10 protein-coding genes and 2 pseudogenes are annotated in these 12,027 nt (G+C 72.6%); 3 read left to right on the forward strand and 9 right to left on the reverse strand.

Annotation, left to right across the window (positions count from 1 at the left end; all coding sequences use genetic code 11):
• The 6 genes and pseudogenes from V7793_RS24370 to V7793_RS24395 all read right to left on the reverse strand — a co-directional run.
• Positions 1–215 (reverse strand): annotated as a pseudogene (locus V7793_RS24370) (hypothetical protein); the annotation flags it as partial.
• Entirely contained in the window at positions 215–2,116 is a 1,902-nt protein-coding gene (locus V7793_RS24375; RefSeq protein ID WP_336009940.1) for a copper resistance CopC/CopD family protein, read from the reverse strand. The gene V7793_RS24375 and the pseudogene V7793_RS24370, both read right to left, overlap by 1 nt.
• A 6-nt stretch (positions 2,117–2,122) precedes the next feature.
• Positions 2,123–2,599, reverse strand: coding sequence for a copper chaperone PCu(A)C (locus V7793_RS24380; RefSeq protein ID WP_336009942.1), 477 nt, complete (start codon positions 2,597–2,599; stop codon positions 2,123–2,125).
• The gene (locus V7793_RS24385; RefSeq protein WP_336009944.1) at positions 2,599–3,252 is read right to left on the reverse strand and encodes an SCO family protein; all 654 of its coding nucleotides are present in this window, start codon (positions 3,250–3,252) and stop codon (positions 2,599–2,601) included. Before V7793_RS24385 ends, V7793_RS24380 begins: the two co-directional genes overlap by 1 nt.
• A gap of 83 nt (positions 3,253–3,335) precedes the next feature.
• The gene (locus V7793_RS24390; protein WP_336009946.1) at positions 3,336–4,073 is read right to left on the reverse strand and encodes a YcnI family copper-binding membrane protein; all 738 of its coding nucleotides are present in this window, start codon (positions 4,071–4,073) and stop codon (positions 3,336–3,338) included.
• A gap of 174 nt (positions 4,074–4,247) precedes the next feature.
• Entirely contained in the window at positions 4,248–5,066 is an 819-nt protein-coding gene (locus tag V7793_RS24395) for a hypothetical protein (RefSeq protein ID WP_336009947.1), read from the reverse strand.
• Between the two features lie 222 nt (positions 5,067–5,288).
• Here V7793_RS24395 and V7793_RS24400 point away from each other — a divergent pair, with 222 nt between their 5' ends.
• On the forward strand, positions 5,289–5,759 hold the full coding sequence (locus V7793_RS24400) for an ATP-binding protein (RefSeq protein WP_336009949.1): 471 nt from the start codon (positions 5,289–5,291) through the stop codon (positions 5,757–5,759).
• A gap of 112 nt (positions 5,760–5,871) precedes the next feature.
• On the opposite strand, the gene V7793_RS24405 is transcribed toward V7793_RS24400, so the two are convergent.
• The 3 genes from V7793_RS24405 to V7793_RS24415 form a co-directional block, all read right to left on the reverse strand.
• Entirely contained in the window at positions 5,872–6,123 is a 252-nt protein-coding gene (locus tag V7793_RS24405; protein WP_336009951.1) for an SCO4226 family nickel-binding protein, read from the reverse strand.
• 95 nt (positions 6,124–6,218) lie between these two features.
• On the reverse strand, positions 6,219–7,679 hold the full coding sequence (locus V7793_RS24410; protein WP_336009953.1) for an aminopeptidase P family protein: 1,461 nt from the start codon (positions 7,677–7,679) through the stop codon (positions 6,219–6,221).
• A 102-nt stretch (positions 7,680–7,781) separates the two neighbouring features.
• Positions 7,782–9,479 carry a PP2C family protein-serine/threonine phosphatase gene (locus V7793_RS24415; protein ID WP_336009955.1) on the reverse strand — a complete coding sequence of 566 codons (1,698 nt, stop codon included), beginning with the start codon at positions 9,477–9,479 and terminating at the stop codon, positions 7,782–7,784.
• A gap of 1,044 nt (positions 9,480–10,523) precedes the next feature.
• Between V7793_RS24415 and V7793_RS24420 the strand changes: the two genes are divergently transcribed.
• Both V7793_RS24420 and V7793_RS24425 read left to right on the forward strand, forming a co-directional pair.
• Positions 10,524–11,306, forward strand: a complete 783-nt coding sequence (locus V7793_RS24420) for a bifunctional DNA primase/polymerase (RefSeq protein ID WP_336009956.1) — start codon at positions 10,524–10,526, stop codon at positions 11,304–11,306.
• A 394-nt stretch (positions 11,307–11,700) separates the two neighbouring features.
• Positions 11,701–12,027, forward strand: a pseudogene (locus V7793_RS24425) (hypothetical protein); the annotation flags it as partial.

The following is a 12,027-nucleotide window of genomic DNA, read 5'->3' on the forward strand; positions in this document are numbered from 1 at the left end:
GCGCCTCCCGCCGGCTTGGTGGCCGCGGCGGTTCCCGCCGCCGTGGAGGCCTTGGCCTCCTTCACGGCCTTGCCGGCCTTGCCCGCCTTCGCGGCCTTCGTGCCCTTCGCTGCCTGTGCAGCCTTCTCGGTCTGCGGGGCCTGCGGGGCCTGCGGGGCCTTCCCGGCCTGTGGGCCGCGGGAGGTCTTCTCTTCGTCCTGGGATCGTTCAGTCATCAGTTGATCTTCACGTTCCTGATCTCCGTGATCTGGTCGATGTCGGAGGTCCGTACGGTCAGGGTGAGCTGCCACTCGCCGGCCATGGGCAGCTGGAAGCCGGAGGCCTGCCAGCGGCCGGCCGGGCCGCGCTTGAGGGACGTGCGCAGCGGGCCGATGTTCTTCCGCGTCTCGGTGAAGGACACCTCCAGCTCCGGTACGTCGACGGCCTTGCCGGCCGGGTCGGTCACGGAGACGTCGAGGGAGTTGTTGCCCGAGCGCGCCGGATCGATACGTACGAGGGCCGTGCCTCGCCCGTTCGTGCCACCGGTGTCGTACGGGATCTTCACCTCGGCCGGGCCGGAGGCGTCCGGCGCGGTGGTCCGCGCGCCTCCGGACGAGGCGGCCTGCCGCTGTTCGGTCTCGGCCCGCCCGGGCTGGGTGCCGGTGAGGAGGGTGGTGACGGCGAGCACGGCGACGGCGACCCCGGCCTCGGCCAGGACGGAGCGCCGCAGCCCGCTGCGCCCTTCGTCCGCGTCGCGCCGCCGCTGCCCGGCGGCCTTCTCCAGGGCCTCCCGCTGGCGCGCGAGCTGGGCGGCTCGCTCGGGAGAAGTGTCCTTGTCCTCCCGGGAGGGGACCGCCGCCTTGGCCTGGGCCGGCCTGGCGGACGGAGCCGCCTTCTTCGCCGCGGGGCGGCGGTCCGTGAGCCGGCCCGTCCAGCGCCGCGAGAAGTACGCGAGGCCGAGCATGCACGCCACGAGCGCGACCTTGAGGAGGAGCCAGCGGCCGTACTCCGTGCCGGTGAGCGCGCCCCACGAGCCGACCTGCCGCCAGGACTGGTAGAGACCGGTCGCCACCAGCACGCACACCGAGGTGAAGGCGAGCCGGGAGAAGCGCTGCACGTCCGCCCGCCGGACCGGCTCCCCCGTCCACAGCACGGCCAGGAGGGAGGCCAGACCGCCCAGCCACACCGCGGCGCCCAGCAGGTGCAGGACGTCGACCGGCATCGCGAGCCAGGGCTGCAGGCCCGCCGAGGCGTGCTCGGCCATGGCCCAGGTCGCCGCGAGCCCGACGGCGACGACCGCGCCGCCGATCGCGAGCCCGTAGGCGACGTCGCGGCGCTCCATGCCCGTGCGGTCACCGTCCTCGCGGGCGTACGAGCCGAACAGGACGGCGAGGAAGACCGCGGCGGCGCTCAGCAGCAGCAGGCGGGACAGCAGCGCCGCGCCCGGCTTGGTGGCCAGGACGTCACCGAGGAGGGTCAGGTCGAAGGCGGCGCCGATGCCCTTGCCGCCCGTGTACGGGCCGCGCAGCAGCAGGAGCGCCGAGGTCGCGGCGAAGAGGGCGATCCAGCCGCCGACCGCGATGCGCTGCACCGGCCTCGAGGAGCGGCACACGCCTGCGAACACGCAGCCGCCGACGAGGAGGAGGTAACCGGCGTAGGCCGCATAGCGACCTGTGGTGTAGAGAGCGTCGACGACCGGGTCGGCCCCGGCCGTCGTCACTTTCGCCGCCGTCTTCGACGGTGCGCCTATGGAGAAGGTGAAGGCCCCGGCCACCGGGTGGCTGTCCGCGGAGACGGCCTGCCAGGCCACCGTGTAGGTGCCGTCGGCGATTCCGCCCGCGAGCCCGACGGACGCCGTGTTGGACTTGCCGTCCACGTGCGCCGGCCTGCCCTCGTCGACGCGCTCGCCCTGCGGGTCGAGGACCCGCACCGAGTCGGCGCTGAGCAGGACGCCCTCGGAGAAGGTGAGCTTCACCTTCTCGGGCGCGACGGGCACCACCGACCCGGAGGCCGGGTCGGTCGAGGTCAGCGCGGCGTGCGCCGAGGCGCTGCCCGCCCCGGGCCCGAGCGCGCAGAGCAGCGCGGCGAGCAGCGTGCCGAGGACCGGCAGCAGCCGCCCGGCGGTCAGGGTCTTCATCGCACGTCAGTCCTTGGGACGGAACGTCGTGGACTCCACCGGCACCTTGACCTTGACCGGTCCGGCGGTGGCGAAGTGCAGCGTGAACTCGATCTTCTCGCCGACCTTCGGCTTGTGGTCGAGCTTGCCGAGCATCAGGTGCGAGCCGCCGCGCGCGAGCTTCAGCTCGCCCTTGGCCGGCACGTCGAGCGCGGCCGCGTGCTTCATCTGCGAGCCCTCGGTGGTGTGCATGGTGATGTCACCGGAGAGCGGGCTGGTGACCTTGGTGAGCCGGTCGGCCTTGCCACCGTCGTTGCTGACGGTGAGGTAGGCGGCGGCCATGTCGGTCATCGCGGGCTGCGGCAGGTAGGCGCCGCTGACCGAGAGCTGCGGCTTGTCGGACGCCAGGGCGTCCTTCTCGGACTGGCAGCCCGTGAGCAGCAGGAGCCCGCCGGCGAGGACGAGCGGCAGGGTGGCGGCGGTGGCGGCAGTGGTCTTGCGCATTACGGGTTCTCTCCCTTGATGATCTTCGGGAGATCCTTGGAGTACTGGTCCTTGCTGGTTTCGGTGGTGTAGATCCAATGCCCGCCGTTGTCCTTCGGCGAGAAGCCGACCACCTCGGCTCCGTGGCTGACGGTGATGGAGCCGTCCTTCTCCTTCTTCGGCTTCTCCACGAAGATGCCGACGCTCTTCGCCGCCGCCTGGATGGTGGCGAAGTCACCGGTGAGACCGACGATGTCCTGGCCGCCCTGGGCGTCCAGCCACTCGCGCATGCGCTTGGGCGTGTCGCGCTCCGGGTCGGTGGTGACGAAGACGACCTGGAGCTTCTCCTGGTCCTCCTTGGACAGCGTCTTCTCGGCCGCGGCGATGTCGGCGACGACCGTGGAGCACACGTCGGGGCAGTAGGTGTAGCCGAAGTAGAGGAGGAGCGGGCGCCCCTTGGTCGCGTTGACCAGCTCGTACTTCTTGTCGTCCGTGTCGGTGAGGACCAGGTCGGGCTTGGTCTTGGGGGTGTCGAGGGTGATCGCGGCCTTCTTCGGCGCCGCGGAGACGTCGGCCAGGGGCTTGTCGCCGCCGTCGTCCGAGCCGCCGCCGCAGGCGGTCAGCGTGAGCGCGGCGGCCGTGGCCAGGGCCGCGCCCAGTATGCGGGTGCGCATGGAGCTCTTCTCCAGAGATGGGTCGGTGGTGCGGGGCGGGGCGCCGGCCCGGTGAGGGGCCCGGCGCCCGGCCGGTCCGTGCGTCAGGCCGTCGGGCGGCGGCGCCCGGCGAGCACGCCGAAGGCGACGCCCGCCGCGCCCACGACGATGCCGACGATGCCGAGCGTGCGGGCGGTGGTGTCGGAACCGCCGTCGCCCTCGCCGGTCTTCCCGGACGCGTTCTCGGCCTTGTCATCGCCCTTGGCGGTGTCCTTGGCGTCCGCCTTCTTGCCGTCGGCGGCGGCCTTGGCGACGAGCTTCAGGGTGGGCGCGGGGTGCTCGGCCTCGGCGCCGCCCGGCTTCGAAGCGTCGATCCAGCGGACGACGTCGTCGTCGGAGTACGTCTGGAGCGCCTTGAAGACCAGCTCGTCGGCGTCCTCGGGCAGCTTGCCGACGGACAGCGGGAACTGCTGGAACTGGCCCGGCTCGATCTTGCCGCCGGTCCAGGTGATCTTGCTGACGGCTTCCTCGATCGTCTTGCCGTGCGTCTGCAGCGGCTTCTCCAGCTTGGTCTTCTCGACCTTCACCTCCCAGCCGGGGACCGGCTGGGGCATCACCGAGGAGAGCGGGTGCTTCGGGTCGAGGGTGACCTCGAGCTTCACCGTCGAGGCGTTGTCCTTCTCGTTCGGCACCTTGAAGGCGATGGTGCTGTAGCCGCCCTTCTCGGCGGTGCCGGGCTGGACGCTCACGTGCGCGGCGGCGGGGCCGGCGAGGAGCAGGACGGTGCCGGCGGCGACGGCGCCGATGACGGGGAGGCGGCGGCGAGCGGTCTTGGCGTTCATGGGGACGCTCCAGGGGCGGGAGGAATCGGTGAAGGGGGGTGGCACGCGTGCGGCGACGACGATCGTGCGACCCGCCCTCCTGCCCGGAATGCGCCGTGTGTACGGACGTGCGCGAGCGCGCTGCAGAGCGGGAGGCGCTCGGCTGCTCGGGGAAGGGAAAGGGGTGTCGCGTCGTCAGGCCGCGAGGGCGAGGGCCGGCGGGCCCCGCCTGATCACGAAGTGCTGGAGCACCGGCTCCGTTGCGGGCCGCTCCTCGTCCCCGGACGGGCGCGGACCGGTGACCGGCGGCTTCCCGGAGGCCGTCTCCCCCAAGGTGCCCACGAACGCGAAAGCGGTGCGCAACGCCCGTACAAGAGAGGTCTCCGCGACCTCGCGCGCGGACCGCTCCGAGAGCGCGACCACGCGCCACAGCGCCACCTCGCCGCGCCGCAGCAGCCAGCCCGCGGCGAGCGCCGCGAGCAGGTGGCCGAGCAGCATCGGCAGTGAGAGGGGGAGTGCGTCGAGCAGCGAGCCGGAGGACATCGCGGAGTGCATTCCGGAGCCCGCGCCGGTGACCGCCGCCCCCGACTGCTGCAGGGGGTGCACGGCCGGGTCGAGGCCCGCGTCGGTGATGACGCGGCGGGCGTCGGATGCGGACATCAGGTGCGGCTGGTTGCAGACCAGCTTCGAAGCGAAGGTGATCAGCCGGTCTTCGGTGGCCGTCTGCCGCGCGGACATCCCGGCCGCCTGCTGGCCGATGCCGAAGAGCGTGTGCAGTGCGAGCTGCCCGGCCGCCAGACCCGCGGCGATCGACGGCAGCGAACGCTCCCGCCCCGCCAGCGGCACGGCCACGGCGAACACCGCCACGAAGCCTGCCGCGAGGGTCCACAGCGGCACCTTCGCGCACGACGCCAGCACATGCCCGCCCGCGGACAGCAGAACGCAGACCGCGGTGAACACCGCGGCCCGGATCAGTCGCAGATCGGCGCCGACACGCCCGACGGGGTGAGACATGGCTGCGCCATCATCCCACCGGGCTTACTCCTCCCCTACAGCAGGGGGCGCTCGATCTCCACCCGGCAGGGGCGCACCGGCGCACTCCCGTCTACTGCCATACACCGATGCACCCGCCGGGCGCGTCGTCCGAATGAGCGGTCTCACACGCTCCGGAGGCTTACGGGGCGTCAGCGCTGGCTATACGTATCGGTATGTCGAGCCGCGGCCAGGAGGCTGAGCATGAGCATTTGGTGGTCACTCCATCTGCGGCGGGAGGCCGCGAGCGTTCCGCTCGCGCGGCGGTTGCTGATCGGCGCGATGGAGACGGCCGGCGTCGACCCCGACATTTCCTATGATCTTTCGCTCGCCCTGAGCGAGGCGTGTGCGAACGCCGTCGAGCACGGAGGCGATTCCTCCACGGGCTATCTCGTGACGGCGTTCATCGACGGCGACACCTGCCGGATCGAGGTCACCGATTCCGGCCCGGGCTTCCCGGAGCAGCCCCGCCCGCAGGAACGCCGCCGGCAGCGTCCGCAGCCGCCGCGGGCCCTGGCCCCCGCCGAGGACGAGCACGGCAGGGGTCTCTTCCTCATCGAGTCGCTCACCGACCACGTGCGCGTGCGCAACCGCCCCGGCCGCCAAGGGGCCGTGGTCACCTTCGACAAGATCCTCAAGTGGAGAGAGGACGCGGCGCTGCTCCGGGCGTCGTGATCTCCGCGCTCCGGGCGTCGTGATCTCCGCATCTCCGCGTTGCGATGCCTTGCCGTGATCCTCGCGTCCCCCGGCCGTCAGGCGGCGGTCAGCTCGACAGGCAGCTCGACGGTCACCCGATCGTCAGCGGTACCGGATGGACCTCCGTGACCGGGTGCCCGGCCTGGGCGTGGACGCGCTTGACCGCATCCGCCGAGGGCGCCTCGGACAGGCAGTAGACGGTGCCCGACTTCGGGTCCGCCCAGGCCCGCTCGAAGTGCACGCCCTCCTCCGCCTCGATGGCCAGGTCCCTGCGGTGCGCTTCCTGAAGCTGGTCGGCAGTGATGCCCTTCATGCCGTGATGGACGTCCATGTACTTGCTCATGGCTCCCACACCTCCCTGGGTGCGCGCTATGTGGCCATGATGCGCTCAGGGGCCCCTGCGGACCACCGCAGGGACCCCTGAGCGGACGGTCGTCCTCAGCCCTTCAGGGACGCCATCCACGCCTCGACGTCCGCGGACGTACGGGGCAGCGCCGCCGACAGGTTCCGGTTGCCGTCCTCGGTCACCAGGATGTCGTCCTCGATGCGGACGCCGATGCCGCGGTACTCCTCGGGCACGGTGGTGTCGTCCGCCTGGAAGTACAGGCCGGGCTCGACGGTCAGGACCATGCCGGGCTCCAGGACGCCGTCCACGTACGTCTCGGTGCGGGCGACCGCGCAGTCGTGCACGTCCAGGCCGAGCATGTGGCCGGTGCCGTGCAGGGTCCAGCGGCGCTGCAGCCCGAGCTCCAGGACGCGCTCCACCGGGCCCTCGACCAGGCCCCACTCCACCAGCTTCTCGGCCAGCACGCGCTGCGCCGCGTCGTGGAAGTCGCGGTACTTCGCGCCCGGCCTGACCGCCGCGATGCCGGCCTCCTGCGCCTCGTACACCGCGTCGTAGATCTTGCGCTGGAGGTCGTCGTAAGCGCCGTTGATCGGCAGCGTGCGCGTGACGTCGGCGGTGTAGAGGCTGTGCGTCTCCACGCCCGCGTCCAGCAGGAGCAGCTCGCCGGAGCGGACCGCGCCGTCGTTGCGCACCCAGTGCAGGGTCGTGGCGTGCGGGCCGGCGGCGCAGATCGAGCCGTAGCCGATGTCGTTGCCCTCGACGCGGGCGCGCAGGAAGAACGTGCCCTCGATGTAGCGCTCCGAGGTGGCCTCGGCCTTGTCGAGCACCTTCACGACGTCCTCGAAGCCGCGCACGGTGGAGTCGACGGCCTTCTGCAGCTCGCCGATCTCGAAGGCGTCCTTCACGAGCCGCTGCTCGCTGATGAAGACGCGCAGCTCCTCGTCGCGCTCGGCGGTGACCTTGTCGGCCAGGGCCTCCTCGATGCCGGCGTCGTGGCCGCGGACGGCGCGGACCGGGCCGGTGGCCGCGCGCAGGGCGTCGGCGAGCTCGCGGACGTCCTGCGCCGGCAGGCCCAGCAGCTGCTCGGCCTCGGTGAGGCTGTGGCGGCGGCCGACCCACAGCTCGCCCTGGCCGTCGAGCCAGAACTCGCCGTTCTCGCGGTTGGAGCGGGGCAGCAGGTAGATCGTGGCCCGGTGGCCCTCGGCGCCGGTCGGCTCCAGGACGAGCACGCCGTCCTCGGTCTGGTCACCGGTGAGGTACACGTACTCCGTGGAGGCGCGGAAGCTGTACTCGGTGTCGTTCGAGCGGGTCTTGAGGTTCCCCGCCGGGATCACCAGGCGCTCGCCGGGGAAGCGCGCGGAAAGCTCGGCGCGGCGGCGGGCCGTGTGCGGCGCCTGCTCGACGGGCTGCAGGTCGCGCAGCTCGGTGTCGGCCCAGCCGGTCTTCATGTTTTCGGCCAGCTCGTCGGAGACGGCGGGGTAGAGGCCGTTCTTCCGCTGCTTGATCGGCTCGTCGCCTTCGGGGTTCTCGGGCGCGGGCTGCTGCTCGGTCACTGCTTTCCTCCTCGGACGGGGCGCTTTCCATCGTATGTGCGACCGAAATACGAGGAAACTATGAGGAAAATCCGAGGAAGGGAACGGGGTCGGAGGGGGCGGTCACTCGAAGTGGGCCGCCAGCAGGACGACGTCCTCGCTCCCGTCCCAGGCGCTGTGGCCGTCCTGCGGCAGCATCGTGCGCAGCACGTGCTCCACCAGGGCCTCCGGGTCCCGGCGCGCGGCCTTCGGCACCCCGGCCGCCGCGGTGCGCAGCCGCGCGAAGGCCCGGTCCATCGGCCGGCCGGTCCGGTGCAGCAGGCCGTCGCTGTAGAAGAGGAGCGTTTCTCCGGGGGCGGGCTCGATCTCGACGCTGGGCGCTTCCCAGCAGGCGAGCATCCCGAGCGGCGCGGACAGCGACGTCTCAACGAACTCGACGCGGTGGTCGCCGATGATCAGCGGCGGGCAGTGGCCCGCCCCCGCCAGGAGGACCTTGCGGTCGGCCGGCTCGCAGTATGCGAAGAGCGCCGTCGCCGCGCGGGCCGGCTCGGTGAGCCGCAGCAGGAGTTCGAGGTCGGAGAGGACCGCGACCGGATCCTCCCCTTCCATGACGGCGTACGCCCGCAGGGAGGCCCGCAGCCGGCCCATGGCCGCCACGGCGCCGGGGCCGGAACCACCGACACCACCCACGGCCAGACCGAGCGCGCCCTCGGGCAGCGGCAGCGCGTCGTACCAGTCGCCGCCGCCGAGGGGACCGGTGCGGTGCCGGACGGCCAGCCGGACGCCCGGCGTCCGGGGCAGTCTGCTCGGCAGCAGCTCCTCGCGGAGCGTCGCCACGGCCTCCCGGGCCTCGGCCAGTTCGAGCTGGCGGGCGAGGTGCTCGGTGGCGTGGTCGCGGTAGAGGCCGACGAGGTGGCGCTGCCGCTCGGTGGGCTCGGCCGGCTCGTCGTACAGCCAGACGGCCGCACCGATCCGGCCCGCGTCGTCGGTCTCCAGGGGGACGGCGTAGCTCGCGCCGTAGCCGAGGCGGGCGGCGACCTCGCGGTGACGGGGGTCGAGGCCCTCGTCGGAGGCGACGTCGGGGTGGGCGGTGCCCGTACGGGAGCCCGTCGGGGGCAGATCGTCGAACAGCCGGCCGTAGGGACCGGGGACGGCCTCCTGCGCGGCCTCCGACCCGGAGCCTTCGGAGCCTTCGGAGAGCCCGGAGCCTTCGGAGGAACCGGAGTCTCCGGAGGCCGCAGAGGTCTTGGAGGTCGAGGCCCCGGAAACCCTGGAAGCCCCGGAGGCCCCGTGCACCACGGGCCCCGCCCCGGCCTGCGGGATGGTCTCGATGTGTCCGAGGTCCGCGTGGTCCAGCCCGAAGCCGACGGTGACGGGGTGGTCGCGGCCGGGGCCCGTCGCCGGGTGCAGCGTGACCAGGCCGCGGCGGGCGCCCACGAGCGTCGCGCCCGCCCGCAGGGCCTCGTGGAGGGCGGCGTCGAGGGTGGTGGTGCGGGTGAGCCGCTCGGTCAGCTCCTGGAGCGTGGTGAGGTCGGAGATCCAGCCCGCGAGGCGGTCCTGGACGAGGGCGTTGGGCGCGGGGAGGGCGGGGCCGGGGAGAAGCGCCGGGCCGGAGGAGGCCGAGGAGCCGGGGGAGGCGGCAGCGGCGGACGGGTCCGTGGCGGCGCCGGTGTCTGCTGATGCGTCTGTTCCGGGCGCTCCGGAAGCAGCAGGCGAGAGGGGATCTGCGGAGGAGGCGGCAGATGCGGGGGCGGGAGTCTGCGCGGGAGCGGGGAGCGGAGGATTGATTCCGGCCACTTTCGGCAGGTGGGGCGTGGTCATGACCGGCTACCCGGACCGGGTGGGGGCCCGGCGCGCCGGGCACGCGTGTGCACCAGGGCCCGCGGTGCTTCGCCGCTCCCTCTTGACCACCGTCTTGACCTGTGTTTTCTCATGAATAGCATCGCAAACCCCCTGTCGCGTTGCGCGCTATCGGTGCTCCACATGTACACGCCCGGGCAAGGAGATGTCCAGCATTGAACCGGTGGGATTGGTGGTGTCTATGGGGTTTCAAAGTTGGCCGGAAAATGGTCCGGAGGCCATGGATTTGCGGTCGACTGACGTTGCTCGACAGCGCGTCATATCCACACCGGTGGGTACGTACACGAAGAAGGGCAGGGGCAGTTGGGGCCGCCCCGGAACCCGGCGGCGGGCCCGAGCGTCTTAACCGGCGACGGCCGCGCCCGCACCCGAGGGCGATGGGGAAACCCATGCCGCAGGCGAGGGGCGACAGGCTCGGCACGAAGCGCCATACGCGCGCCACCCCCCGCCATGTTTCACGCTCGGCCCGTGGCGTGATGCGCTGCGTTGTACAAGCAGTGGCTAGTGATCCACGTGGTGTGCCGGCTTGGAAAGAGCCCCGGCGTGTTGAGCGGCGCGCCATGTCGGGCCGTAGTGCCATGGAGTTCGGACGCGGCCCGAGTGCAGTTCAGGTGCAGTTCCAGTAGGCAGTCCCGCAGTGCCGTGCAATGACCGCGCAGGGCTGTGCAGGGTCGTGCAGGACCTTGCAGCGCCTTACGGGTTTCCGTGGCACGCCGGTGCGCAGGCCGGCTGCTCCGGCGCGCCGGTGGGCCCGTTCGGCGCAGCAGTGCAGCGAGTTCCATCCGTACCACCCGTACGGCCGCGCAAAACCGCTAGGCAGTCCCTGAGCAGTCGCCAGGCAGTCACAAGGCAGTTGTGAGGTAGTCACAAGGCGGCCGCAAGGCAGTCGCAAGGCAGTTCAGAAGTGCGTGCATGCACTGCATGCACGCAGTCCAACAGCGTGATCCGGCCCCTGCCACCGGCGGGGGTCCCGACTTCGGCGTTTACGGAAAGGAACGAGCGCTCATGCGCGAGATCCTCGGAAGGCGACGCAAGCTCTCGCTCAGGCGAGGCGACCGGTCCGCGGTCCTCACCGCGGCCCTGGCCTATGCCACCGAATGGCAGTGGCCCGTGCTGCCCGGCGTGGGCCTGCGGCCCGACGGCGGGCGCGTACGCCGGTGCAGCTGCCCGCAGCCCGACTGCGCGGCCCCCGGTGCGCACCCCTTCGACCCGGGGCTGCTGGCGGCCACCACGGACGCCCGTATGGTCCGCTGGTGGTGGACCGACCGGCCCGACGCACCCGTCGTGCTCGCCACGGGCGGCCGTGCGCCCTGCGCGGTGAGCCTGCCCGCGGTCGCCGGTGCGCGCGCTCTGGCGGCCTTCGACCGCGCGGGCATCCGCCTGGGCCCCGTGGTCGCCACCCCCACCCGCTGGGCCCTGCTCGTGGCCCCCTACTCCCTGGAGGTCCTGGGCGAGCTGCTCCACCGCCAGGACTGGGTGCCCGGTTCGCTGCTCTTCCACGGGGAGGGCGGTTTCGTGGCCCTGCCGCCGTCGCCCACGGGGGCGGGCAGGGTGCGCTGGGAGCGGGCGCCGCTGCCCGGCGGCCGGGGTGGCCCGGCCGGATCTGTCAACGGCGCCTCGGGTGGCGGGATCCGTACGTTCCGCGGGGACCGGACGGAGCGCGCGGAGCGTAGGGAAGGTACGACCCGGTCCACCGCGCCGTGGCTGCCGGACGTGTCCGCTCTGGTCGACGTCCTCGTCGAGGAGAGCGCGGGCACGCCGGGCGGCGGCAGCCGGCTGGCCTACTGACCGCAGGGCTGCGGTCAGGGCGCTCCTGAGAGGCGCCGGTACGAGCACACGGAGAGCGCGTACGGACGGGAGACGCACGCGCTCTCACTCGTACGGGTGTAAGCCCGTCCGAGTTCTGCGGGATTCCACCGCGCGGCCCCGGGGCGAGCCCTGTCCTGACCGCTATGTTCAGGGGTGAGGGCCTGTGCCGGGCGATGCCGGCCGGGCCCGGTCGAACCGAGGCCGGGGTGTCCCGAGCCCGTCCCAGCCGTCCCCGCGATCCATTCAGCGTCCGCGCGGCGAGTCTCAGGTGGTCCCCATGGAGCGTGCGTCTGCATCCGGTGTGCCCGAAGTGTCCGGCACATCCGGTATGTCCGGCGGGTCGAGGGTGCCCGCGGAGCCCGACGGAGCCCTCGTGGAATCCGATGGGTCCCTTGCGCAGGCCGGCGGGCCCCTCGCCGAACCCGGCGGGACTGCCGCGGAAACCGGCCGGGGCGGCGAGCCGCGGGGTGCCAACCTCCGCATGGTCGCGCTGGCGAGCGCCGTGGCGCTGGCCGTCGTGCTGCCGCTGGCCGCCGCCACCGCCGGCCCCGTGGGTCTGCCGGGCCCGGAGTCGGTGCGGGGCGAGCACCCCGGGAAACACCCGGGGGCGGGCGACGGGCTGCGCGGCGAGTCGGCAGGGCTGGGCGGCCCGGGTAAAAACTTCGGCAAGGACCTCGGCAGGGGCCTCGGCCCGGACCTC

It is taken from the genome of Streptomyces sp. KLMMK, assembly GCF_036961605.1.
Taxonomy (GTDB): Bacteria; Actinomycetota; Actinomycetes; order Streptomycetales; family Streptomycetaceae; genus Streptomyces; species Streptomyces telluris.

What these genes read in the sequence shown, in the direction of transcription:
- V7793_RS24380 (WP_336009942.1), bottom strand. Translation starts at nt 2,599, where the DNA reads ATGCGCAAGACCACTGCCGCCACCGCCGCCACCCTGCCGCTCGTCCTC.
- V7793_RS24395 (WP_336009947.1), bottom strand. Translation starts at nt 5,066, where the DNA reads ATGTCTCACCCCGTCGGGCGTGTCGGCGCCGATCTGCGACTGATCCGG.
- V7793_RS24415 (WP_336009955.1), bottom strand. Translation starts at nt 9,479, where the DNA reads ATGACCACGCCCCACCTGCCGAAAGTGGCCGGAATCAATCCTCCGCTC.
- V7793_RS24400 (WP_336009949.1), top strand. Translation starts at nt 5,289, where the DNA reads ATGAGCATTTGGTGGTCACTCCATCTGCGGCGGGAGGCCGCGAGCGTT.
- V7793_RS24375 (WP_336009940.1), bottom strand. Translation starts at nt 2,116, where the DNA reads ATGAAGACCCTGACCGCCGGGCGGCTGCTGCCGGTCCTCGGCACGCTG.
- V7793_RS24385 (WP_336009944.1), bottom strand. Translation starts at nt 3,252, where the DNA reads ATGCGCACCCGCATACTGGGCGCGGCCCTGGCCACGGCCGCCGCGCTC.
- V7793_RS24390 (WP_336009946.1), bottom strand. Translation starts at nt 4,073, where the DNA reads ATGAACGCCAAGACCGCTCGCCGCCGCCTCCCCGTCATCGGCGCCGTC.
- V7793_RS24420 (WP_336009956.1), top strand. Translation starts at nt 10,524, where the DNA reads ATGCGCGAGATCCTCGGAAGGCGACGCAAGCTCTCGCTCAGGCGAGGC.
- V7793_RS24405 (WP_336009951.1), bottom strand. Translation starts at nt 6,123, where the DNA reads ATGAGCAAGTACATGGACGTCCATCACGGCATGAAGGGCATCACTGCC.